General features: G+C 43.6%; 17 protein-coding genes and 1 other RNA gene. 17 read left to right on the forward strand and 1 reads right to left on the reverse strand.

Annotation, left to right across the window (positions count from 1 at the left end; all coding sequences use genetic code 11):
- The first annotated feature begins 284 nt into the window (after positions 1 to 284).
- The 7 genes from RDQ32_RS04965 to RDQ32_RS04995 all read left to right on the forward strand — a co-directional run bounded on the left by RDQ32_RS04965 (position 285) and on the right by RDQ32_RS04995 (position 9,100).
- Positions 285 to 2,333 (forward strand): methyl-accepting chemotaxis protein, encoded by a 2,049-nt coding sequence (locus RDQ32_RS04965; protein WP_308579339.1) that lies wholly within the window; start codon positions 285 to 287, stop codon positions 2,331 to 2,333.
- Between the two features lie 330 nt (positions 2,334 to 2,663).
- Positions 2,664 to 3,668 carry an NAD-dependent epimerase/dehydratase family protein gene (locus tag RDQ32_RS04970; protein WP_308579340.1) on the forward strand — a complete coding sequence of 335 codons (1,005 nt, stop codon included), beginning with the start codon at positions 2,664 to 2,666 and terminating at the stop codon, positions 3,666 to 3,668.
- 173 nt (positions 3,669 to 3,841) lie between these two features.
- The gene (locus RDQ32_RS04975; RefSeq protein ID WP_308579341.1) at positions 3,842 to 4,309 is read left to right on the forward strand and encodes a hypothetical protein; all 468 of its coding nucleotides are present in this window, start codon (positions 3,842 to 3,844) and stop codon (positions 4,307 to 4,309) included.
- A 49-nt stretch (positions 4,310 to 4,358) separates the two neighbouring features.
- Positions 4,359 to 4,775, forward strand: a complete 417-nt coding sequence (locus RDQ32_RS04980; protein ID WP_308579342.1) for a hypothetical protein — start codon at positions 4,359 to 4,361, stop codon at positions 4,773 to 4,775.
- A 494-nt stretch (positions 4,776 to 5,269) separates the two neighbouring features.
- Positions 5,270 to 7,315 (forward strand): methionine--tRNA ligase, encoded by a 2,046-nt coding sequence (gene metG / locus RDQ32_RS04985; RefSeq protein WP_308579343.1) that lies wholly within the window; start codon positions 5,270 to 5,272, stop codon positions 7,313 to 7,315.
- Between the two features lies 1 nt (position 7,316).
- On the forward strand, positions 7,317 to 8,096 hold the full coding sequence (locus tag RDQ32_RS04990; protein ID WP_308579344.1) for a TraX family protein: 780 nt from the start codon (positions 7,317 to 7,319) through the stop codon (positions 8,094 to 8,096).
- A 143-nt stretch (positions 8,097 to 8,239) separates the two neighbouring features.
- Positions 8,240 to 9,100, forward strand: coding sequence for a TatD family hydrolase (locus tag RDQ32_RS04995; protein ID WP_308579345.1), 861 nt, complete (start codon positions 8,240 to 8,242; stop codon positions 9,098 to 9,100).
- 90 nt (positions 9,101 to 9,190) lie between these two features.
- Here RDQ32_RS04995 and ffs read toward each other — a convergent pair.
- Positions 9,191 to 9,290: signal recognition particle sRNA small type (ffs, locus tag RDQ32_RS05000), an RNA gene on the reverse strand.
- Between the two features lie 249 nt (positions 9,291 to 9,539).
- Here ffs and RDQ32_RS05005 point away from each other — a divergent pair.
- The 10 genes from RDQ32_RS05005 (at position 9,540) to RDQ32_RS05050 (ending at position 25,472) form a co-directional block, all read left to right on the forward strand.
- On the forward strand, positions 9,540 to 11,732 hold the full coding sequence (locus RDQ32_RS05005) for an MBOAT family O-acyltransferase (protein WP_308579346.1): 2,193 nt from the start codon (positions 9,540 to 9,542) through the stop codon (positions 11,730 to 11,732).
- A gap of 84 nt (positions 11,733 to 11,816) precedes the next feature.
- The gene (locus RDQ32_RS05010) at positions 11,817 to 13,490 is read left to right on the forward strand and encodes a hypothetical protein (protein ID WP_308579347.1); all 1,674 of its coding nucleotides are present in this window, start codon (positions 11,817 to 11,819) and stop codon (positions 13,488 to 13,490) included.
- A gap of 84 nt (positions 13,491 to 13,574) precedes the next feature.
- On the forward strand, positions 13,575 to 15,095 hold the full coding sequence (locus tag RDQ32_RS05015) for a DHHW family protein (RefSeq protein WP_308579348.1): 1,521 nt from the start codon (positions 13,575 to 13,577) through the stop codon (positions 15,093 to 15,095).
- A 172-nt stretch (positions 15,096 to 15,267) separates the two neighbouring features.
- Positions 15,268 to 16,818 (forward strand): ribonuclease Y, encoded by a 1,551-nt coding sequence (gene rny / locus RDQ32_RS05020; protein ID WP_040649297.1) that lies wholly within the window; start codon positions 15,268 to 15,270, stop codon positions 16,816 to 16,818.
- A gap of 261 nt (positions 16,819 to 17,079) precedes the next feature.
- Positions 17,080 to 19,812: a transglycosylase domain-containing protein gene (locus RDQ32_RS05025; protein ID WP_308579349.1), complete on the forward strand. Its 2,733-nt coding sequence runs from the start codon at positions 17,080 to 17,082 to the stop codon at positions 19,810 to 19,812.
- A 134-nt stretch (positions 19,813 to 19,946) separates the two neighbouring features.
- Positions 19,947 to 21,173 carry a type I phosphomannose isomerase catalytic subunit gene (locus tag RDQ32_RS05030; RefSeq protein WP_308579350.1) on the forward strand — a complete coding sequence of 409 codons (1,227 nt, stop codon included), beginning with the start codon at positions 19,947 to 19,949 and terminating at the stop codon, positions 21,171 to 21,173.
- Between the two features lie 82 nt (positions 21,174 to 21,255).
- The gene (locus tag RDQ32_RS05035; protein WP_308579351.1) at positions 21,256 to 21,795 is read left to right on the forward strand and encodes a biotin transporter BioY; all 540 of its coding nucleotides are present in this window, start codon (positions 21,256 to 21,258) and stop codon (positions 21,793 to 21,795) included.
- A gap of 22 nt (positions 21,796 to 21,817) precedes the next feature.
- The gene (locus RDQ32_RS05040) at positions 21,818 to 22,633 is read left to right on the forward strand and encodes a tRNA threonylcarbamoyladenosine dehydratase (protein WP_308579352.1); all 816 of its coding nucleotides are present in this window, start codon (positions 21,818 to 21,820) and stop codon (positions 22,631 to 22,633) included.
- A 127-nt stretch (positions 22,634 to 22,760) separates the two neighbouring features.
- Entirely contained in the window at positions 22,761 to 24,419 is a 1,659-nt protein-coding gene (locus tag RDQ32_RS05045; RefSeq protein ID WP_308579353.1) for an EAL domain-containing protein, read from the forward strand.
- A gap of 174 nt (positions 24,420 to 24,593) precedes the next feature.
- Positions 24,594 to 25,472 carry a GGDEF domain-containing protein gene (locus RDQ32_RS05050; protein WP_308579354.1) on the forward strand — a complete coding sequence of 293 codons (879 nt, stop codon included), beginning with the start codon at positions 24,594 to 24,596 and terminating at the stop codon, positions 25,470 to 25,472.
- Positions 25,473 to 25,490: the final 18 nt, after the last annotated feature.

The following is a 25,490-nucleotide window of genomic DNA, read 5'->3' on the forward strand; positions in this document are numbered from 1 at the left end:
GAAAAACAAGAGAAACGCAGTTTTTCGCTTAGTATCCGCTACGTGGCGAAGCTAGCGAGAGCGTGCCCCTATTTCAGACCTATATTGCTTAGAAAATTGTTTTGATTTTTTTACAATCCCTTCTTTTTTAATAGTCTTTCTCGTTTTTCAAACTTACACTATTTTGTCTTAAAAATCCCTTATACCTACAATTCCCTCCGCCGATACCATTTATAGAATTATTATAAATGTTCTTTCTTTTTGTGGCATGGAAGTATTAGAAAGAAACTTACCAAGGAGGGAAAATGAAATCTTTACGGAATACGCTTATCTTATCCATCTTGCTACCGATACTGGTAGTTTTTCTTTTGCTGGGCTTTGTCTTCTTACGGTTTATGGAGAACAAGAGCACAAAAGAAGGAGATGCGGCTATGGAATCCGCAGCAGTGCAGATGGGAAGCGCTGTGGATACTATTTTATCTGAAATTGAAACCAGAATAGGTGTTATCGAATTGGCGGTAACAGATATTCCGGACCAGAACAGAATTCAGGCAAAGGATTTGGATTACTTTAAGTCCTTTGAGGGCAATATGAATAATCTTTTGGTAGACGGCACCAAGGATATTCCCGGCCTGGTAGCTTCTTATGTTCGTTACGATCCGGCATTAACCTACGGTACTTCCGGAACCTTTTATACCGATACGGACGGAGACGGAAAGCTGGAGGCGGTTACCCCTACAGATTTGGCGGCTTATGAGCCTAGTGATACGGAGCATGTAGGCTGGTTCTATACCCCCTTGGCCAACAAAAAAGCCACTTGGATGGAGCCTTACTTTAATGCCAACATTTCCAAGACCATCATTTCCTATGTGGTTCCCTTCTATCTGAAAAATGGAGATAACTACGGTGTAACCGGTGTGGATTTCGACTTTGCCTACTTGGATGATTTGTTAAAGAAAAATCAGAAGTATGAGGGAGACAGCAGTTTTCTAATCAATGCGGAGGGTAAAATCCTCTACCATGCCCAGTATCAAAACGGTGAGAATTTCCAGGAGATTGAAGACGGTAAGTATGCCGATGCTTTCAAGGAAATGCAGGATAAGGACCACGGTTTTGTCCATGAAGGAAGCGGGAAGTCCTCCATTTTAATGGGCTTCACCACTCTGGAAAATGGATGGAAGATCGTGACGGTACCAAGCTATCATGAAATCTATGGAAGCTTGGAGAGCTTTAAACTGACCTTTACAGTTTTCTCTATTTTCTTTGCAGCCTTTATGTTGATTTTGGCTGTTTTGGTAGGAAATCGTATTGCCCACCCCATCGTGAAGCTTTCCAAGTCTGTGGAAAAGATGTCCCAGGGTGCATTGGATGAAAAGATTACCGTAAAAGATCAGACAGAGATTGGCGCTTTGGCTAAGTCCTTGGAGAGTTTGGGCGAACAGCTGAAGAATTATAAGCTTTACATCGGAGAAATTTCTCAGGTATTGAATCAGATGAGTGAGGGAGAACTTTCCATTTCCTTACAGCATGAGTATAACGGAGAATTTGCTTGCATCAAGGCGGCTTTAAATGCCTTGTCCGGAAAGCTTACCGATTTGATTGGAAATATTCAGACTTCCTCTGAAAGAGTTTCCGAGTTTGCAGGAAATGTGGCAAACAGTGCCCAGTCCTTAAGCCAGGGTTCCATTGAACAGGCAGGAAGCATTGAACAGTTATCCGAGAGAATTCGTGCGATTTCCGACCATGTGGAAAAGAGTGCGGAAAATACCAAGCTTGCCAATGCGGAAGCTCAGAGCACTCAGGGCGAGGTGGAGAAGGCTGACCAGCAAATGCAGAAGATGCAGAAGGCTATGGAGGAAATTTCCGATAAGTCCGGAGAAATTTCCAAGATTATCAAGACCATTGATGATATTGCTTTCCAGACCAATATTTTGGCTTTAAATGCGGCCATCGAGGCGGCAAGAGCAGGAACCTACGGTAAGGGCTTTGCAGTAGTAGCGGATGAAGTAGGAAACCTGGCACAAAAATCTGCCGATGCGGCAAAGGATACCACCACCCTGATTGAAGAAACCGTACGGGCCGTGGAAGAAGGCGCAAAGCTTGCAGAGCATACAGCAGTTTCCCTGCAGCATGTGGTTAAGGGCTCCGGTCAGGTCAATGATTTGGTGAATGAAATTGCCAAGGCAACAGAGGAGCAGGCAAAGGCCGTATCCGATGTACGAGAAGGCATTAACAGCATTTCCGATGTGGTACAGAGAAATACCGCAACTGCAGAGGAAAGCGGCGCTGCCAGCGAAGAGCTGAACCAGGAGGCTAAGGCACTGGAGAAGCAGGTGGCGGAATTTAAAATATAAAATAAAGCAGGATTGACTTCAGTCGCGTCCTGCAGCATAGGTTCGAAACAGGGGCACGCTCTCGCTAAGCTCGCCCAGCGGGTAGGGTACTAAGCGAAAAACTTCAGTTCCTTTGTTTTTCGCAAGTACCCACGGGCTCAGATTGCCCCTTGCTTCCAAACCTATCCTGCAGGAGCGCTAGACTTTAGGCTTTCCTGCTTTTTTGGTATAATGAAAAAAACTCGCACCACCGGTGCGAGAAATGGAGATACAAAAGAGATTGTATTTCATAGATGAGCAAGAGACCTGAAGGTTTAGCCTTGAAACAATGATTATTGGAAGGGGTTTTTTATGTTTTCCAAATGCTTTGTGACTGGGGGGAGCGGTTTTTTGGGTAGGACTCTTTTGGAGAGATTGCAAGAGCACTGTCAAGAAATTTATGCTCTTGTGCAAGAGGGAGATCCTCTGAATTCTTATATCCCGAAGGGGATTCATGTGATGAGGGGAGACCTGCGGGAAGAGGAGAGTGTAGAAGCTTTTTTGGCTACTGCGGATTCCGATTCCCTGGTCTTTCATTGTGCCGGCATTATTTCCGTGGCAACTAAGCCCGGAGAGCAACTGTATCAGGTGAATGTGGAAGGCACAAGGCGGATTCTTAGACATTGTCTTCGGAAAAATGTGAAAAGGCTGATTTATGTCAGCTCCGTCCATGCCATCCCTGAAAAGAAGGAGGGAGAGTATATCACGGAGGAAGCCGCATTTTCCCCGGAAACGGTACGAGGGGCTTATGCGAAAACAAAGGCAATGGCGACGGCTTCCGTAATAGAAGCCATGAAGGAAGGCTTAAGGGCAAATATCATTTTCCCCAGCGGAATTATCGGTCCCGGAGATTACGGGAGGGGGAGCTTTACCTCGATGTTATTCTCTTTTGTGGAAAGAAAGCTTCCCCTTGCTGTGGGAGGAGGCTATGACTTTGTGGATGTGCGAGATGTGGCGAAAGGCATTATCCTTGCGGCAGAAAAAGGGCGAATAGGAGAAGCTTATATTCTTTCCGGAGAGTATTTAAAGATGGAAGAGATTCTGTCCATGGTAAAGGAAAAGCTTTCTCTTCCGAAAATGCCTTTATTCCTGCCAAGATTTTTGGCGGAGGGGATTGCGCCTCTTTATGAGAGGGCATGTATCCTCAGGAAGAAACCTCTTTTCTTTACGCCCTACGCCATTTCCGTCCTGTATTCCAATGGATATTTTAGCAGAAAAAAGGCGGAGGAGGAGCTGGGATACGCTCCGAGAAGGGGAGCGGAAAGTATTGGTGATACCCTTCAATGGTTAAAGGGCAGAAAAAATCCGGAGGTTTAATATAAATCCAAAATAAATCCGGGCGTAATATAAATTTAGAATAAATCCGGGCTTAATATAAATTCATAATAAATGTAAGCATAATATAAATTTAGAAACAAATTCATTGAGCTTTAAGAATCTCCATGCTAAGATTACAAAGTGGCATTAATGACTAGACAAAGGAGGATACTATGGGATTTTTTGATGATTTAGGAAAGAAGCTTTCTGATGCAAGTCAGGACGTAATGCAAAAGGGTAAGGAAATGGCAGATACTGCTAAGTTCAATTCCCAGATTCATGATGAAGAAAAGAAGATTTCAGCAGTTTACAGCAAAATCGGTAAGAAGTATTTTGAAGTTTTTGAGAATGCTCCTTCCGAGGAATTTAAGGCTTTTATTGAAGAGATTCATGCCGCACAGGCAAAAATTGCGGAGATTCAGGAAAAGCTGAATGCTTTAAAGAATGAAGGCAAGGATGCGGTAGAGAATGTGGCAGCGGATGCGAAGGAAGCTGTAAATCAGGCAGCGGACAAAGTTGAGAATGTAGCAGAAGGTGCTGCGGATGCAGCTAAGCAGGCAGCAGAACATGTGGAGAACGCGGCAGAACAGGCCGTACACAAGGCAGAGGATGCTGTTGACAACGCAGTAAATGGAAACTAATTGTTTGCGTGCTACAAAGCATCTTAGTTAGGCATGGAGGAAGAAGAGTATGAAAACAAAGTTAGGAGTATCCGTAGGTTTAGCGGCTGCCGGCGTTTATGTTCTGGCGGTGCTGGGAAACTACACTGCGATTTTACTTGCTGTGGGTTATATTTTTCTGATGGAAGAGGATGCTTGGCTGAAGAAATCCGCATTGAAGGCTTTAGCAACTATGCTTTGCTTCAGCTTTCTGCTAAGCCTCTTGGGCTTGGTTCCGGATGTGTTTAAATGGGTTGGAACCGCCTTGTCCGTTATCAACGTCAATGACGGCACACGTGCCATTACCGCGTTTTGGTCCTTGATTACTCAGGCCATTGACATTTTCAAAACCTGTATTTTCCTGGCTCTGGCTTTCAAAGCACTGAACCAATCCACCATCACAGTTCCCGTTGTGGACGAGTTACTCAATAAGCATTTTGCAGAATAATCCGGAGGATTTGCTTACAAGTAAATCAAACAAAAGGAACTTAACAAAGAGCGGTGTTTGCCTAGGCACACTGCTCTTTTTGTATTTGTCTTGAGATAAAGGAGTGAGAAGTATCCGTAGTTCTGACTAATAGCCTTGAAATTAGAGGCAATCTGAACCCGCCGGTACTTGCGAAAAACAAAGGAACTGCAGTTTTTCGCTTAGTATCCGTTGCAGGGTGAAGTTAGCGGGAGCGTGCCTCTGTTTCAAGGCTATTAGGTGGAACGAGGAGGGGCAATTTATATGGAAAAATATATTGGAGCGCGCCTGGGGAACCCCGCTCTTTCCCCTTCCTGACGACATTTTATTGACTAGTGAAAAATCTATGTTAGACTAGGAATGTTTATAGAATATAGAATAAGAACAGAATTTCCTGCAAAAAAGGCATTTGAAAAAAGTGCCGAAAAGAGAGTTCTTTGTAGGATGAAGAAGATAAAAGAGATAAAGGAGAGTCTATGGAAAAAAAGCCTTATTATATTACCACCGCCATTGCCTATGCCTCAGGAAAGCCCCATATCGGGAATACCTATGAGATTATCCTAGCTGATGCCATTGCCCGCTTCAAGCGTTATGAGGGCTATGACGTATTTTTCATGACCGGAACCGATGAGCACGGACAGAAAATTGAGGGGAAGGCCAAGGATGCGGGAAAGACTCCTAAGGAATTCGTGGATGAGGTGGTGGGAGAAATCCATACCATCTGGGATTTGATGGACACCTCCTATGATAAGTTCATGCGTACCACAGAGGAATATCACGAAAAGCAAGTGCAGAAGATGTTCCGAAAGATGTACGAGAACGGAGATATTTATAAGGGAAAATACGAGGGTTGGTACTGTACTCCCTGTGAGTCCTTCTGGACCGATTCTCAGCTTGTGGACGGAAAATGTCCGGACTGCGGAAGAGCGGTGGAGAAGGCCAGTGAGGATGCCTACTTCTTTAGAATGTCCAAGTATGCGGACCGTCTGATGGAGCATATTGAAAGCCATCCTGAGTTTATTCAGCCGGTTTCCCGAAAAAATGAGATGGTGAATAACTTCTTAAAGCCGGGCTTACAGGATCTTTGTGTGTCCCGTTCCTCCTTTACCTGGGGAATTCCCGTGGACTTTGACGAGAAAAATGTAGTTTACGTTTGGCTGGATGCCCTTAGCAACTATATTACCGGTATCGGTTACGATGTGGACGGAGAGCATCAGGAGCGTTTTAAGAAATACTGGCCTGCAGACCTGCATTTGATTGGAAAGGATATTGTCCGCTTCCATACCATCTACTGGCCCATCTTCTTGATGAGCTTAAATGTTCCCCTGCCCAAGCAGGTTTTCGGACACCCCTGGTTACTTACCGCTACTGCCAAGTCGGATGAGGGAACCAAGATGTCCAAGTCCAGAGGAAATGTAATCTATGCCGATGATTTGGTAAGACTCTTCGGTGTGGATGCGGTGCGTTTCTTCGTTATGCATGAGATGCCCTTTGAAAATGACGGTGTAATCTCTTGGGAGTTGATGGTAGAGCGTTTCAATTCCCAGCTGGCCAACATTTTAGGAAACCTGGTAAAGCGTACCATTTCCATGAGCAATAAGTACTTTGACGGTATTGTGGAAGATAAGGGCGTGACAGAGCCGGTGGATCAGGATCTGAAGAACACCGTTTTAGAGCAGGCAAAGCTTGCCGCATCCAAGATGGATGAGCTGAAGGTGGCGGATGCCTTAACCGCGATTTTTGAGATTTTCAGACGTTCCAACAAATATATTGATGAGACGGAGCCATGGGTTTTGGCTAAGGAAGAGAGCAAGGCGGATCGTTTGAGAACCGTGCTTTACAACCTGACAGAATCCATTGTCATCGGTGCATCTTTACTGAAGAGCTTTATGCCCTCCACAGGAGCGGAGATTTTAGAGCAGCTTTCCACTACGGAAAGAGACTTTGCTTCCCTTTCCGACTTCGGTCTTTACCCCTCCGGTAATAAGGTGGTGGCGGACCCAAAGACTCTCTTTGAGAGAAAGGATTGGAAAGAGGTAGAGAAGGAAGTGGAGAAGATTACCGAGGCCCAGATTGCCAAGGCACAGGCCGAGGAGAAGAAGGAAGAGGCTAAGAAGGCGGCGAAAACAGCGGCTGCTTGCCATACAGGAGAGGCTGACACAGGTCTTGAAAAGGGCATTGATATTCCCTTTAAGGCTGAGATTTCTTATGAGGACTTTGACAAATGTGACTTCCGTATCGGAAAGATTATCCATGCTGAGGAAGTGAAGAAGTCTAAAAAGCTGCTGCTTTTCAAGGTACAGGTAGGATCTGAAGTAAGACAGATTCTTTCCGGCATTAAGTCCAGCTACAAGCCGGAAGACCTTTTGGGCAAGAAGGTTATGGTGCTTTGCAACCTTGCCCCCAGAGAGATTTGCGGCTATCAGTCCGAAGGAATGCTCCTTTCCGCTATTGACGAAGAGGGCAAGCTTTCCCTGATGACCTCCCTGGCGGATATGCCTGCCGGAGCAAGCATTTCATAATATGACGAACTACCAGGCCATTTTAAATACCAAGAAAAAAGGGGGAGGAGTTTCCGCGTTTATGCTGAAGCTCCTTGCCCTTATTTCCATGACTATAGACCATTTTGCCGCCATCGTAATCCTAAACGGAAAGCTTTACGGCTATTCTACCGAGTATTTTCAAATGGCCATTGCAACAGAGGAGGGGCACAGATTGCTCCAAATCTATAGAATCTTTCGGATTATCGGCAGATTGGCCTTTCCGATTTATGCCTTTCTCCTGACGGAAGGCTTCCGCCATAGCCACGACCGAAAGAAATATTTTTTCAGACTGCTTTTGATGGGCATAGTCTCGGAAGTGCCCTTTGACCTGGCATTTTTCAATCAGGTCTATAATTTTACCGTTCAAAATATCGGTTTTACTTTGGCATTGGGCGTGCTGTGTATGGAGGGGATGCATCGTTTTCGGAAAAATGTTTTCTACAAATGGGCTGCGGTGCTGTCCTGTGCCGCCATTGCGGAGCTGATTCGGGCAGACTACGGAGCTTTAGGTATTTTCCTGATTGCCGCACTGTATAACTTCCGTAAGGAAAAGGCACTGCGCCTGTCCTCAGGGGCTGCGCTGTCAGCGGCTCTGTCCTATGGGAGCTACTGTTTTGCAGCATTGAGTTTTCTCCCGATTGCCTTTTACAATGGTGAAAAGGGGCGAATTTCCCTCAGTCGTTTCTTCTACGTGTATTATCCTTTGCATCTTGGTTTTTTCTATCTTTTGATTTACTTAGGGGCAAAGATTACGGCGTAGGAATTTCCGGGAAATAGTCATAAGATTATCCGAAGAACGGTGCGAAGAACAAGTGCCAAGAATAAGCGCAAGAATAAGTACCAAGAATAATTAAAAAGAATATAGAGTATGTAAGGAAAACAGAAATCAAAAAGGAGAAGAAGATGATTTTTGATACCCATTGCCACTACAATGATGAATCCTATGGGTCAGACAGAGAGGCATTGCTCCGCTCCCTTCCGGAACAGGGGGTGGACCGGATTTGTGAAATCGGTTATAACCTGGAAAGCTCCAAGGAGGCTATTCGTTTAGCGAGAGAGCTTTTTATTCCGGGACTTCAAAAATATGCTGTAGTGGGCTTTCATCCGGAAAATGCGGATGAGCTTACGGAAAAATCGCTGCTTGAGATTTATACCCTGAGCCAAGAAAAGGAAGTGGTGGCTATGGGGGAGATAGGACTGGATTATTTTCGGATAGATAAGCGCTCCAGGGTAGAAAAAGAGCAGGAGGCAGAGGCCTTTGCCAAAGGGGAAATTACGGAGATACAAGCGTTCAATCCGGATCCGGAGGTGCAGAAGGACTGCTTTATTGCCATGATGGAGCTGGCCAGGAAAAGAAATCTTCCGGTAGTGCTCCATTCCCGGGATGCAGCTATGGACACCTACCATTTACTTAGAGACCATAAGGGCTATGTCAATGGGGGAATTGTGCATTGCTTCTCCTACCCGGTGGAAGTGGCTAAGCAATTTATCGATTTGGGGATGATGGTAGGCATCGGTGGCGTACTGACTTTTTCCAATGCCAAGAAGTTAAAGCAGGTGGCGACGGAGATTCCTCTAAACCACATTGTTTTGGAAACAGATTGCCCTTACATGAGTCCGGTTCCTCTTCGAGGAAGCAGAAACCATTCCGGAAACCTTCGCTATGTGGTTTCCTGCCTGGCGGAATTAAAGGGAATTTCAGAGGAAGAGGTTATACGGAAAACTACGGAAAATGCCTTACAGGTGTATCGCATTAAAGATTAAAGAAAAAATGCAGTAAAACACTGCATCGGAAGGAATGAGATGGCGAGAAAAATCTGCTATCGAATCCGGCAAATAAAAAACTTCGGGAACTCCACCCAGGATAACCCACGGCACATGAAAGGTTTACCTTAGTGCTGCTATGTTCCCATCCTGACACGGTTCGGTATCTCCCATTGCGTGGGGCCCAAGCTTCATTGCCCCCGAAGCTTATTGAGTATAACGGATTTTCAGGAAATTGACAAGGGAAAATGCATTTGGGCGACAGTGCACATGCATTTGTGCAGCAGTGTACAAAATACTTTTGGGCGGCAGTGTACAAAATGCATTTGGGCGGTAGTGTACAAAATGTATTCGGGTAGCAGTGCACAATATTTTCGGCTGGCAGCGTGCCGGAAGAAACAAGGAAGGATAGTAAGAAGGCAAGGAAGGGTAAGGCTATATGCAGTTTTCGCAAATGATCTTTGTGGCGGGATTTCTCCCCCTCTTTTGTGTTTTGTATTTCGGAAAGAAGGATCTTGCATGGAAAAATCGAGTATTTTTCCTGGCATCTTTCTTCTTTTTGCTTTTTCAGGGGCTGTTGGCAGTGGTTTTTCTTTCCGTTTTTAGCTTCTTCAGCTTTTATATGGGAAAATGTTTAGGAAGGGCCACAGAAGAAAAAAAGAAAAAAATATTTTTTCTCTCCCTGCTGGGCATCATCCTTCCCTTAGCTTTCTTTAAGTATAGCGGGTCTCTAAGCATCTTACCGAAAATGCTAAAGGGCTGGATGCCCTTTGGGATTTCCTTTTACAGCTTCCGTTTTATTGCTTACCTTTACGATTGCTTTCAAGGGAAGGATCCTGAAGAAGATCTTTTCTCCTTTTCCCTCTTTGCTTTTGCCTTCCCGGTGCTGTCCCAGGGGCCGATTCTTCGCTATTCGGAGATTCGAGAAGAAATCAAAAATCGGGAATTTTCTTATGAATCTTTCTCCCACGGGCTTTTTCGTTTCACCTTCGGTTTATGGAAAAAGCTGGCCTTAGCAGATGCTTTGGGCACGCTTTCTATGGAAGTACTTAGCATGGAAAGCGTGAAACAGTACGCCGTTTTCAGTGGTGCTTCTCAATCCATTTCCTTTTTGGCAGTTTTTCTTTCCGGACTGTCCTATATGCTACAGATTTTCCTGGATTTTTCTTCCTATACGGATATGGCCATTGGACTTGGAGAAATCTGCGGCTTCAGCCTTCCGGAAAACTTTCAGTCCCCCTACAGTGCCCGCTCTATTCGGGACTTCTGGAGACGCTGGCATATTTCCTTATCCATGTTTTTCCGGGACTATGTTTATATTCCCTTAGGGGGAAATCGTGTTCCCTTCCTTGTACAAGTAAGGAATCTGCTTTTGATTTGGCTCTTAACCGGAATCTGGCATGGCTCCACGGCCAACTTTCTGCTTTGGGGACTGTACTTTTTCCTCTTTATTATGCTGGAGCTTTGCTGTAAGAAGCTTTGGAGGAGAATAGAAAAGGCGGAAGCAGGAATCCTATTATTCCTTCAAGAGAAATTTTCGGCAGGAAAGACATTTTTAGAAAAGCAGGAGAGAAGAAAACAGATTTTTTCTATACTGCTTCGGTGCTTACAGCATTTTTATACCCTTGTGGTCTTGTATTTTTCCTGGATTTTATTCCGTTTTTCTGACTTCAAAAGTTTAAAAAATATCCTGCTCATTCATACTTTTCCAAAGAACCTCCCTTTGCTGGATGAGAAAACGCTCTTGATTGGAAAAAGCCACATCTTCCTCCTCCTTTTGGCGATTCTTTTTTCCGGCAATCTTTTGAGTAGCTTAGAGGAAGAATGGCAAAAACTTTTGTCCAGAGGAAAGCTTCGTCTGTCGAAGAAGAAAAGAAACAGTCTTGGCTTCTATGGTATGGAGGATAGTGAGGAGGAAATTGTCGACGGAGATGCGGATGAAAATATTTCGTCAGAAGCAATAGGCGGAGCCATAGAAGATATTACGCCGAAAGCCGAAATCGAAGGTTTGGGTCTTATTGGCTCGGAAGCAATGGTCGGGGATGCGGAGCTGATTACACCGAAAACTGTAGTCGAAGATTTGAGACATATTGGCTTGGAAGCTATAGACGAAGAGGCGGAAGCGATGAGTTCAAAAGCCATGTTCGGAGAGGTAGGAGCAAGTTTGACTGAATATTCTTCTCCTTTAGAGGCTTTATTCCCCGAGGAAAAATATCCTAAATTGAAAGTAAGCTTAGATTCTGAGATGAATTCTGAGCTTGAAAGCGGGGAAGAGGAAGGAAAAGAAGAAACCACAGAAGAGAGAAAGGAAAATCCGGAATTAGAGCTTGGTGAAGGGCTTTCCGAAGAGCTTTCCGGAGAAACGATAGGGGAAGAGGAGAAGAACTCCTCTGAGGAAACAAGTCTCTCAGAGACAGAAGAATTGAATCAGGAGGACAGAGAAGATCAGTACCGACATGAAAAAATTCTAAGAAGAATTCAAAGAAGAACGAAGCTGAGTATCTTCTTCTTAGACCATGCTGAACAACTGTATTTCTGGGGAAAGCTAGTGGCGGCGATTGCCTTTTTACTGCTGTCCTTTGCCCTTATGGCAGGACAGAGCTATATGCCGTTTTTGTACAATCAGTTTTAAAATAATATAATGACTATTCAGATATTAATAAAAGAACTAAGAAGAGCGCTCCAGGATATAATGAGATGAGAGGAGATAAATCAGATGATAAGGACGGCTAAGAAAAGACTAAATATAGAGATCGAAAGGTTTGTAAATGATATACTTCTATCGCCCGATTATTTTGTAAAGGATACAAACTATAAATTAGATTCTAATGCTGACATAGTATACTCAGAAAACAATAGTAATAAGTTGATTGAAAAAAGCTATAAATTAGATACTACCGATGATATAGAAACTCCAATAAATAAACGTAAAGAATTAGTCGAAGAATATATAGCGAATTCACCGCAGATGACGAATCATGAAATATGTCATCAAATGTTTAGGAATGCATTTAGAGGAAGAACTAAAATGTTCATTCAAATGTATAACTGTATGAAAAGTAATATCGAAGAAGATATTATTACAGTTCAGTATTCTTTGGTGACGTCGCAGATGTTAAAATATGATCAAATGATGTTGAAAGCAATGAATGATAAAAATGATAATGAATATAGAAATGAGGTTTTAAAGTATTATCGTCCGTATTTTTTTAGTTTTATTGCAGAAATAAAACGAAGTGAGTATGAATCCATAAAAAATCTGCATGAGGAATTATATTCTAAAGACAGGATGGATGATTCATATATATGGATGCAATGTTCATTTCTTCCTCCAAACGATGAACATATTAAGCTAAGTGGATACGTTGCGGAGAGTGCAAGTAATTTTGATAAAATAAAAGCAGAGCTTTACTTGATTAAGAACAAGAACTTTTCTCAAAAGGAGATTGATGAAATATTAGAAACTTATAAAATAAAGAGTAAATGTATTCGAGCGGATAAGGAATTTATTGATTTTTTAGAAAAAAAAATAAAAAATATGCCTTTGTTATCTATTAAGGCATATAGGATTGGTAATGGGAACTGTATTTTTATGTGTACAGGCAAAAAGAATAAGGGCTTTTTCTATGACATAGGATTTAATTGTAAACATCGTCCAAAAAAAATAAAACATGGTGTAACTTACAATTATTCTGATACTATGAAAAAGATAGTGAATAATAAACCAAATTTTATTGTATTATCGCATTGGGATATGGATCATATTGCAGGGATTTCTGCTACTAGAAAGGATTTTTTGGACGTGGATTGGTTTGCACCTGATTGCTTTGATGCATGTCTAGATGCAAAAAGGTTAGCGCTCTTCCTTAGTATGAAAGACCATTTAATCCTGGCGGACAGAAAACAAGGTGGGCGCTTAATAGGTGGTGTTATAGAGATTTCCTCTACTAAAAAAGAAAAAATAGGTCAATATAAGTTTTATATAGGCGGAAAGTCTGGTTGCGATTTCAGCTATTCTAATTGTGAAGGAATAGTTATTGAATATACATGTTTTTTTGGTAATCAAGAAAAAGTCATTCTGATGATGGGAGATGTGAATTACGCATCTTTTAATAAAGCTCGCCAAAATTCGGGGGAACTTGAGATTGCAGATACTCATATTGATTACTTAGTTGTTCCGCATCATGGTTCAGGGCATACAGACTATATTAAGCTAACAAATGGTAGACGCTTTAAAACTAAGGTGGGGAAAGCCATAATCTGTTGTATTAATGATGTTCAATCAGATCGCCCTAATAAAAAGCATCTGGAAGTACTAGAAGAAAGGTTTGCAGAGGTTGTTACTACTGAGGGGGCAAAAAAACCTCCTTACATCGGAATTTCTCTCTAGCTTATTTTTGATTATTTTGAAAACATTTTAAGTATAAGACATTACTATAAGCTATTGCGTAATAGAATACAGGAGTATAGAGAAATGGATAATCAGGGGAAAGAAGAAGTAGCTAGAGAAGAGAAAGCAATAGAAGTAGAAGATTCCGGAAATTTATCGGAAAAGCCCAAGAAGGATTTTCCTTATGCCAAGGTATTTTCTCTGGCTATGATGGGACTTTTGTCTTGTCTTTTTGTGCTGGGGATACTTTTACCTCTTAGACCCGGATATTCTGATGCGGAAAAAAGAGAACTGAAGAAATTTCCTGCATTTTCTGCCCAGGGACTTTTTTCGGGAACTTATTTTCGGGATATTAGTTCCTGGTATCAGGATAGCTATCCGGGAAAAGAGGAGTGGATGCTTTTGGCTTCTAAAACCAAGGCTTTCTATGGATTTCAGGGAGAACAGATTTACGGGGGAGGAGAGCAGGTCAAAGAAGAAATCCCTACCGGAGAGGGGGCCTTGGCGGAAACCTTTGCAGTAGAAAAAAGTGCATCGGAGGAAGAGTCCCCGGCAGAGGGGAAGGAAGCAGAGGCGAAAGCGGAAGAAAAAGAACAGGCTTCGAAAGAAGAAAGGCAAAATGCAGCAGAAAATCAGAACAAGCAGGAAAACAGCAATTTTGAAACAGATGCAGAGGGAAACTTACAGATTCAAAAGGCGGGAGAGGCGGAAAATATTGGCGGAGAGCAGATTGGAAGCCTGTATCTAAACGGAGATTCCGCCTATGAACTCTATTATTTTAGTGAAAAGGCGGTGCGCTCCTATGCTTCTCTGCTAAATACGGTGCAGGCAATGTTCCCTAAGGTGGAAGTAAGCGCCATGATTGTGCCCAATTCTTTTGGCATTATGCTGGACCCTAAGGTGCAGGAGAAGCTGGCTTCTTCCGGCATGGATCAAGCCATTGCCTATAGCTATAGTTTGATGGAGAAGAGTATCAATACGGTAAATGTTTATGACATCCTTGCTGCCCATAAAAATGAATATATTTACTTTAGGACGGATCATCACTGGACTCAGCTGGGGGCTTACTATGCTTATCAGGAATTTTGTAAATCCAAGGGCTATAGCACAAAGCCCTTATCCGCGTACCAAAAAATGGATTTTCCCAACTTTTACGGCACCTTTTACTTCTTTATGAATAGGCCCGAAAGCTTAAAAGCTCATCCGGATGAGGTTACTGCCTATCAGGGAAGTATGAATAGCATGCAATTTACGGATCAGGGAGCTGCTTTGCAGGAGGGAAAGCTGATTTATGATGCCGGTCAAATGTTACCCGGTAACAAATATAACAGCTTTATGATGGGAGACCATGCTTATGTGGAGATTCACAATGAAGAGGCTCCTCGGAAGAAGAGTATTTTGGTTTTAAAGGATTCCTACGGGAACGCCTTTGTGCCCCTTTTGGCTCAGGATTATCGGGACGTGTATGTGGTAGACTACCGGCATTATCAGGAAAATGCTTCCAGCCTTATGCAAGAAAAGGGCATCGATGAAATATTGTTCCTGAACAATATTATGGGAGTAGGAGAAAGCATTTCCAAGAAAATGATGGCGGTGTTCCAATAGACCATGGAGATAGTTCTCATTGACACAAGTATTTCTATCCCTTAAAATAAGCTTGTTAAAAGGTTGAATATGGTAACAGAGAGATTTTTGCAAGGGATTTTTGGCGTGGCCAACCCTGCTTTGCTTCACATATTTGTACATTAACAAAAGAATAGTGAAGGAGGTACAGACATTGAACCCATTGGGAATCGCCATCATTGTGATTGTGGCGGCAGTAGTGGGGGCAATCATGTTCATCCTTGGACAGAATAAAGAAAGAACCAATTATGCTCGGAAGGTAGGAACAGCTGAGGAAAAGTCCAGGGAGATTATTGATGATGCCATTCGCACTGCGGAGAACAAGAAGAGAGAAGCATTACTAGAAGCAAAAGAAGAAGCACTGAAGGCTAAGAATGAGCTGGATAAGGAAATTAAGGACCGTAGAAGAGAAATTTCCGACCTTGAGAAGAGAATTTTGAAAAGGGAAGAAAGCTCCGAGAAGAAAGCGGCAAACTTAGAGAAGAAGGAATCGGATCTTCAGAGAAAAGAGGAAGGATTACAGACCAGGGAAGGGGAAATCGAACAGCTTCATAGCCAGAAGCTGATTGAGCTGGAAAGAGTTTCCGGCTTAACCAAGGATCAGGCCAGACAGGAATTGTTGCATTCCGTAGAGGAAAGTATTAAGCACGATACCGCTTTATATATTCGGGAATATGAGGCCAGAGCCAAGGAAGAGGCGGAGAAAACCGCCAGAGAATATATCGTAGAGGCTATTCAGCGTTGTGCGGCAGACCAGGTAACAGAGTCTACCGTTTCCGTTGTACAGCTTCCCAACGATGAAATGAAGGGAAGAATCATCGGTCGTGAGGGTAGAAATATCCGCACTTTAGAGCAACTGACCGGAGTGGAGTTGATTATCGACGATACACCGGAGGCAGTGGTGCTGTCCGGCTTCGACCCGATTCGTAGAGAAGTAGCCAGAATTGCACTGGAAAAGCTTATTGTAGACGGCAGAATTCACCCTGCTCGCATTGAGGAGGTGGTGGAGAAGAGTCGTAAGGAAGTGCACGACAGCATTAAGGAAGAGGGAGAGTCTACTCTCTTGGAACTGGGGGTTCACGGTGTGCATCCGGAGCTGGTGTTCCTTTTGGGAAGAATGAAGTTCCGTACATCCTTTGGACAGAACGCTTTACAGCATTCGATAGAAGTAGCACAGATTTCCGGCCTTTTGGCGCAGGAGCTGGGCTTGGATGTTCGTATGGCTAAGCGTGCCGGTCTTCTCCATGATATTGGAAAGGCCATTGACCATGAAGTAGAAGGAACCCATGTGGATCTTGGTATTGAACTTTGTCAGAAATACCATGAGCCCGAACCCGTTATCAATGCTGTGGCATCTCACCACGGCGGAACGGAGCCCACATCCTTGACTTCCTTCATCGTGGCGGCAGCGGATGCCATTTCCGCAGCAAGACCGGGAGCCAGAAGAAAGGCTTTGGAGACTTATACCAACCGTTTGAAGGAATTGGAAGAAATTGCCAACTCTTATCACGGAGTAGAGAAATCCTTTGCGGTACAGGCGGGACGAGAGGTTCGCATTATGGTAGTTCCGGAAGAGGTGAGTGATGATGATATGACCATTATGGCCAGAAACATTTCTCAGCAGATTCAGGAGCAGATGCAGTATCCCGGCGTGATTAAGGTAAACATCATCAGAGAGTCAAGAGCGGTAGATTACGCGAAATAAGGCTTCGGCACAGGGTTCAAAAGAGCTTTGTGCCGATTCTTTGATTTTCCGAAACTGATGCAATCCGCTATTTTTTATAGGCGGATTTGGATAAAGAAGTAACGAGTTTAAAAGAAATTTGTCATATCCTAAGAAGTTCTTTCAATATTTTTTCTGATTCTCCACAGAATTTTTGTTAAAATTCCGGAGAGAATATAGAAGGGATAAGAAATACAGTTTTGCTAAATTAACAGACATATTGTTGGAATATGAGGTTCAAGAATGGGAAGAGAGATAAGAGAAGGAGAAAGAGGACATAAGAGAGGAAAGAAAAAATCCTCTGCCTTTCGCTTTATCCGGAGGCTGTTTCTGGGCAGTGTTTTGTTTCTGTTTGTGCTTTCTGTATTGGGCTATGTGATTTTTATCCGTCCGGAGGTGAATCGTCTCCGGGGGATTGCCTATGATAAGCTGGCAGGCAGCAATTTAAAGGATTTAACCAAGAGAGCGGATACGGTGGTTTTTGATACAGACGGACAGCAGCTTGGCACCATTAATGCCGGGCATTTTGTGTACGATAAAATCGAAGACATTTCCCCGAATCTGCAAAATGCCTACATCGCCCAGGAGGATAGAAATTTTAAAACCCACCACGGAGTGGATTATAAGGCCACACTTCGTGCGGTTTTTCAGCTGGTCAAAAATCGGGGAAGAATCACCCAGGGCGGTTCTACCATTACCCAACAGGTGGTGAAGAATACCTATCTAAGCCAGGAGAAAACCTTTACCAGAAAGATTGTAGAAATCATGTTGGCGCAAGAGCTGGAGAAGATGTACAGCAAGGCCGACATTATGGAGATTTACTGTAATACCAACTTCTACGGAAATAACTGCTACGGTGTGGAAGCGGCCAGCCAGTATTACTTCGAAAAGCCTGCAAAGGACTTGACGGTGGAAGAAGCGGCTATGTTGGCGGGGATTTCCAACGCACCGTCCCGATATGAACCGGTGCGCCACCCGGATTTGGCTTTAAAGAAGCGAAATCAGGTATTAAAGTCTATGGAGACAGTGGGATATATTACAGAGGCGGAATATGAGGAGGCCATCGGAAAGCCTTTACAGATTTCCCAAAATGTGCAGAAGGGTACGGATGAGGATTATATGAACTCCTATGCCCTCTATGCGGCTACCATCCGTATGATGGAGGTTAATAAATTCCCCTTTACCTATCATTTTGAAACCCAGGCAGATAAGGAAGCTTATCAGGATCAGTACGAGGAACAATACAATTTTTACAATCGGGAGCTTCGGGCGGGAGGATACAAAATCTATACCTCCCTGGACCCTAAAATCCAAAACATTTTACAGGAAACGCTGGACAAGGGGCTGTCCAAGTTCCAGGAGGTGCAGGAAAACGGAAAGCTTTCCATGCAGGGGGCCGGCGTAATCATTGACAATAAAACAGGTTATGTGGTGGCTACCGTTGGAGGAAGAGGCACCGAGGACAAATATAACCGTGCTTACTTAAGCTATCGTCAGCCCGGTTCCGCCATTAAGCCTTTGCTGGATTATGCACCGGCCTTGGATCTTGGAGAGTACAATGCGGCTTCCGTTATTGACGACCACAAATTTGAAAACGGACCCTCTAATTCCGGTGACAACTACTATGGTGCTGTTACCATGAGAGAGGCGGCCAACCGTTCCTTGAATACGGTGGCTTGGCAAATATTGGACGGAATCGGCATTCAGAACGGTTTGGATTATTTGGAGAAAATGCATTTTTCCGGAATCAGCGTGAAGGATAATGATGCCCTGGCAGTTTCCATCGGCGGCTTTACCAACGGTCTTCGTGTGGTGGATATGGCGAAGGGCTATTCCACCCTGGCCAATGGGGGCGTATACAGCAATAAAACCTGCATTCTCAAGATTGAATCCGATAAAGACGGGGTGGTGGCAGATGAGAAGACCATCCAGAATACCCAGGTCTTCCGAGAAGATACCGCCTTTATTATGACGGACATTTTAAAGGGAACCATGAATACGGAGTATGGTACCGGCCGTGGTTTACAGCTGAAAAACAAGATGCCGGCAGCAGGAAAAACCGGAACCAGTAACGGCTCAAAGGATACCTGGTTCTGCGGCTATACCAAATATTATAGTGCGGCAATCTGGGTTGGCCATGATATGCCTGTGGAAATGCCGGGAATCTACGGTGCCACCTATGCCGGAAAAATCTGGAAAAATACCATGGATATTCTTCATGAGGATCTGGAGCCGGAGGATTGGGAAGTGCCGGATACTGTAGTCAAAGAGGCGGATGAAAAGTCCGGCATTACAGACTACGTTTCCAAGACCGCAAAGCAAAGAGGCGAAGAGAATCGTAAGAAGAAGGCGGAAAAGGAAACCAAGGCACAGATAGAGAAGGACATCAAGACCTATGAGGCTATGAAGATTCAGAAGCTGGAGGATGTCTTTACTGCCAGAACCCTTTTCGGAAAAATCCGGGATTCCTTAAATGATATTACGGATGAAAAATTCAAAAAGGAATATCAGGAGCGACTCTTTACAAAGCAAAAAGAGTTCCTGGTGATTGAGGATAAATGGAAAGACGAGATTGATGCTTACATTGCCAAGAAGGAAGAAGAATCCAGAGTACAGGAATCTATAGCGGAAAGTAAGGCAAAGGAAGCGGAGGAAAAGGCGCAGAAGAATGCCAAGCGAGAGTCCTTCTTATCCGCTCTGACCGGTTTACAGAGCTTAGAGTATAGAGATGGAGACACGGAGGCATTGATTAATGATGCTATCGAACGTTTGCAGGAGTTGAACGGCAGTGAAGACTATTACAGCTTAAGCCAGCAGCTGGATGCGGCAATCCGCCGTGTTCGAAGCCTGCCCAAGAAGGAAGAAGAAACTCTCGAAAGTAAGAGTGGAGAAGGATCTCCCTTCTATAGCGGTCCGGGACCGGGAAATTACCTGGGAGAGCGAGACAGTAATAACGGCCCGGGAGTAAGCCCATAGAGGGTTCTACGAAGGAACCGATCATGGAGTAAACCCATAGAGGAATCCACGAAGGAACCGATCCGGGAGTAAGCCCATAGAGGAATCCACGAAGGGACCAATCTGGTAGGAGTTCTTAGGAAGGAAAATAGTTTATGGCAATAGGGAAAATTCATCCGGCTTGCAAACAGTATTTATGGGGAGGAGAAAAGCTGATCCGGGAATACGGGATATCCTCTCCTAAGACTCCCCTTGCGGAAGCTTGGGTGCTTTCCGCCCATCCGGATGGAGACAGTCGTATCAGCTTTTCCGACGAGGCGCGTTTTTTGGAAGGAGCGGAATCTTCTGAAGGAGCGGAGTCTTCTGAAGGGACGGAATCTTCAGAAGGGAGATTTTTTTCCGAAGGAGAGAGTTGTTCCGAAGGAGAAAGCTTTGCCGATTTTCTTAAATCCCATCCTGAGGCAGTAGGAAGTTTGGGAAAAGACTTTTCCTTTTTTCCTACGCTGATTAAACTGATTGATGCGAAGAAAGCCCTATCCATTCAAGTGCATCCAGATGACAGTTATGCTTTATCCCGGGAAGGGCAATACGGCAAAACGGAGATGTGGATCGTCTTGGAACGGGAGGAAGGCGCTTTTCTTTATTTCGGCTTTCAAAAAGACTATACGGAAGAAGAAATTCGAAGAGCGATAGAGGAGGAAAACTTTCCTTCTCTTCTTTGTAAGGTGATGGTAGAACCGGGGGATGTATTTTTTATTCCGTCAGGAACCGTGCATGCCATCGGAGCCGGTATCCTGCTTGCGGAAGTACAGCAAAACTCTAACCTGACCTACAGGGTTTACGATTATGGCAGAAAAGACGCTCAAGGAAATACCAGAGAACTGCATGTGGAGAAGGCTTTGGAGGTGATGGACCGAAAACAGCTTTCCGCATATAGGCAAGAAGCATTCAAAAAGCAAGGGAAAAAGCCGGTAGGAGAAAAGGCGGCAGGAGAAAGCGCGACAGGAGAAAAGGTGGCAGAAAAAAACGTCTACCTGGAACGAATCGGTTCCTGCGAATATTTTACAGTAGACAGACTTTTCTTAGAGGAAAATGCTTTCTACAGCGGAAAACTCACGGAAGAGAGCTTCCTTTCTCTCTTGGTTTTGGAGGGAGAAGGAGTGCTTACAGAAGAAACTAAGCGCTGTGAGGACATGCATCAGGAAAGTTCTACGGAGTGTAAACAGGAAAAAAGCTCTTCCACGGAGAAAAAGGACAGGCGATTTGTGAAAAAGGGAGAAAGCTATTTCCTCCCTGCGGAAGAGGGGCAGTGGTCTTTGAAGGGGACAGGAAAGTTTTTATTGACTTTCCTTAGCGAAAAGAACTGCGTCCGGGAGGATTAAGCAGTTTAAAGTATTCAGTAACATTGAAGGCAAAAGCAATATTGAAGGAGAAAGCAATTTTCAAGGGAAGGGAAAGAAAAGTATGAAAGCAATTTCTGTAAAGCAAATGAGTTTAGCAGCCATTATGACAGCGGTAAGCTGTATCTTATCGCCGATTTCCATTAATATCGGACCGGTGCCGATTTCCTTAGGCACCTTTGCAGTATGTTTATCGGTAACGATTCTAGGAAGAAATCTGGGAATGCTTTCTTACCTTTTATATCTCTTGCTGGGGTTCATCGGCTTGCCGGTTTTTTCGAATTATGGTGCCGGTGTGGAAAAGCTACTGGGACCGACAGGAGGCTATTTAATCGGCATGATTTTCCTTGCTTTTTTTGGCGGCTTTGCTGTGGAGCGTTTTTCCAAAAGCTTTATAAAGCAGTATCTGGGCTTGGCCTTCGGTATTGTTCTCTGCTATTTACTGGGGACTTTATGGCTGGGAAAGGTTTTGTCTATGGATTTTGGTAAGGCATTATCGGTAGGCGTGCTTCCCTTTATTCTTCCGGATGCCATCAAGGTCTTTTTGGCACTGGCTTTAGGAAGGAAAATCAGGAGCAGACTGTCGTTTTTGCAGGCAGAATAAAATTTTGGGTTAGGGAGTAAGGATGGAAGGTCAATTTTCAAGAACCGAGCGATTGCTTGGGGCGGAGGCAGTGGAAAAGTTAAGTAAAGCCAAGGTAATTGTTTTCGGTATCGGCGGAGTGGGAGGCTATTGTGTAGAGTCCCTTGTGAGAAGTGGAGTCGGACAAATCGATGTGGTGGATGATGATGTGGTTTGCTTAAGCAATTTGAACAGACAAATCATTGCCACAAGGGATACCGTAGGAAGAGCCAAAGTGGAGATTGCGGAGGAAAGGATTCATTCCATCAATCCGGACTGTAAAGTCCGGGCTTTTCGCTGTTTTTATTTACCGGAAACCAAAGATCAGTTTGACTTTTCTGCTTATGATTATGTGGTGGATGCAGTGGATACGGTGGCGGCAAAGCTGTCTTTGATTGAAGCGGCCAAGGAAGCCGGTGTGCCGATTATTTCCGCCATGGGAGCAGGCAATAAGCTGAATCCCGCCGGGTTTAAGGTGGCTGATCTGTATGAAACTAAGATTTGTCCTCTGGCCAAGGTAATGAGAAGAGAATGTAAAAAAAGAGGAATAGAAAGCCTGAAGGTGGTGTATTCCGAAGAAATGCCCAGGAAACCCATAGAGCCCATAGAACAAGAGGAAGAAGTGCAAACGGTTTCAGATCTTCCTCACACTGAAAACAGTGGAGCGGATTTGGAGATTGCTAAAGCGAAGGAAGCCGGAGCGGATTTGGAGATTCCTAAAGCGAAGGGAAAACGGTCCATCCCCGGTTCCGTTGCTTTTGTTCCTCCTGTGGTAGGTTTAATTATGGGGGGAGAAATTGTGAAGGATCTGCTGAAATAGTTCGATAATCCGGTAAGAAGCATAGCTTTTGTTTTTTATGAAAAGTAAGGGGAAATCTTATGCTTTTATACTTATGATTTATCCGTTTAAAGACGAAAATCTTTTGATAGGATAAAGGAGTGGAAGGATGTCACTGAGAAAACCCAAGGATAAGGAACTGGAAAGCTATATAGAAAACCATATCGAAGAAGCCATTGAAAAAGAATGGATTCAGGTGTATTTGCAGACCAATATTCGTGGATTATCAAAGCGTGTTTGCGGAGCGGAAGCTCTATCCCGTTGGATAGATCCGGTATATGGGATGATTTCTCCGGGGGAGTTTATACCCGTGCTGGAGAAAAAAAGAAAGATACATCTTCTGGACCGATATGTAATGGAAACGATATGTCGGGAGCTTGGAGAAAGAAGAAGACGAGGACAGTTTATCGTACCGATTTCAATGAACTTTTCCCGCCTGGATTTTGATGTGCCTAAACTTCTTCAAGAGATGGAAAAAATCATGGAAAGGAATTCCTTGCCGAGGAATTATCTTCATATTGAAATTACGGAAAGTGCCGTAATGGAAAATGAAGCCTATATGAAGGATACGGTAAGAGAATTGCACACTCTGGGCTATAAGGTATGGATGGATGATTTCGGCTCCGGATATTCCTCTTTAAATCTTTTGAAGGAGTTTGAGTTTGATACCTTTAAAATTGATATGCGTTTCCTCAGTGATATGGGGAAAAAGTCTCTTATTATTATTTCCTCCATTTTGTATATGGCGAAGGAAATCGGGATTCATACGGTAGCGGAAGGTGTGGAAACGGAAGAGCAATATCGTTTTTTGAAGGTGGCAGGTTGTGAAAGAATGCAGGGCTATTATTTTGCCAGACCTGAACCCATGAAGGAGTGGTTTGCTTCCACGAAAGAAAACTGTGAAATGGAGACGGAAGAAGATTGTTATCTGTACGATGAAATCGGTTTTGTCAATATCATCAGTCCCATTCCCTTTGACTTGGAGCGCTCCGATTCTTCTCCCAGCATACACGGCTTTGAAACAGGTCAGCCGGTGGCGGTTTTATCGGAAATTGACGGTATGTTAAAGCATTTGAATTTCACCAAGCCATATCGAAAGAATTTGCTGGAGCTGGGTTATGAGGGAACTCATCAATTTCAGGATTTGTTAAATGACAGATCTATTCTTTTTACGGATAAAATGCGGGATATTATGGATGTAGCCAAGGAATCCGGACGAATTGAAGCCATGGATTTTTTATCCGGAGGCAGGCATTGTCAATTTCAGACCAGACTGGTAGCCAGAAAAGGAGAGAAAAATATTTTTTTGGTGCGCTTGGATATCCTGTCCAATATCAGAAGATTTCAAAAGAATAAGGAGTTTCAGGAGGCATTAAGTCCACTATATACCGTCTATGATATGGTTTTTGTTTTTGATTTAAAGCAGAATATATTAAATCCGGTTTATGTCAACGAAATCTATGAAGGAGTTCATGAGAGTAGTAATCTTCGGGGAGAAATCGAAAAGTTTGTGGAAAACAAAGTCTATCCGAAGGATAAGAAAGCCTGCTGGCAGTTCTTAAATCCTGACACTATGGCGGAAAGAGTGGAATGTGCGGAGAATGATTTTCTTTTGGCGTATTTTAGGAGCAAGAATCGTAAGAACGAATATGTATGGAAGCGTTTCGTCTTAATCCGTTCTCATGAGCGCTCAAAGCAGGATAGGGTGATTTTCGGTATTCATACTTTGAATATGGAGAAGGTATCTATGATGCATAAAGAAGATTAAAGAATTATTCAAGAAGACTTTTTTGAACGCCAGAAATCTTTGTATGGGTGTAGAAGATTGATGTGTGTAGAGTACTGATGTGTGTAAGTGTAGAGTATTATGTTTAAGTTCGGAGTAGTACCAGTTTAGATATAGGGGAACAGAGTAGGGGAAAGTTTTAAGAAAGGATAAAGAATGAGTGACAGGGCAGATTCATGGTTAAATCTGGATTATGACACCATTACGTTACGGCTTAAAGAATTAGCATCCGCATTTCATGCCGTCAGTATTGTTAACCCGCGGAACAAAAAGGTGGTAAAGCTTTACCCAAACCGCGTAGAGGAACTACATTCGGTTTGTGATGCACGATGGAATCGTAGAGGAGATTGTAGATTTTGTATTGTTGCTAAAGCCATGTCTACCAAGGGCCGGGCAGAGAAGTTTGAATTTATTGATGATGATATCTATTTTGTGATTGCTCAATATACGGAAATTGAAGGAGTGCCTTATGTTATTGAAATGGTGTCTTCCATGGAAGAATCTGCTTTAATGGGGGTTTCCGGAACCGGCGGAGTGATTGAAAAGATAGCTCATCTGGATATGGCAATCTACGCCGATAGTCTTACCAAGGCCTGGAATAGAAGATTTTATGATGAAAGGGTACAGGAAAAGCAGTATCAAGCTCTGGCCATGATTGATATTGATCATTTTAAAGATATAAATGACGGCTATGGTCACGTAGTGGGGGATTTGGCTTTGAGATCTTCTGCGGATTTGATTCAATCCTGTGTTCGAAGCTCGGACCAACTGATTCGCTATGGGGGAGATGAATTCATTCTTTGCTTTTCCAAAATCACAGAGGAGGCTTTCCGCAGAAAGCTTCAGCGTATCCGTAAAAAGGTGGAGCAGCTATGCTTCAAAGAATATCCGGATTTACATATTACCTTAAGTATTGGGGGCTATTATGAACAGTCCATCGTACGGAATCTTATGCCACTAGCGGATCGGATGTTATACACGGCAAAGGAACAGAGAAATACCGTTAAAATCGGAAAAACGGTTGTGCTGGAATAAAATACTTATTCTTTACGA

This window comes from uncultured Oribacterium sp. (assembly GCF_902481605.1).
In the GTDB taxonomy this organism is placed as follows: Bacteria; Bacillota; Clostridia; order Lachnospirales; family Lachnospiraceae; genus Oribacterium; species Oribacterium sinus.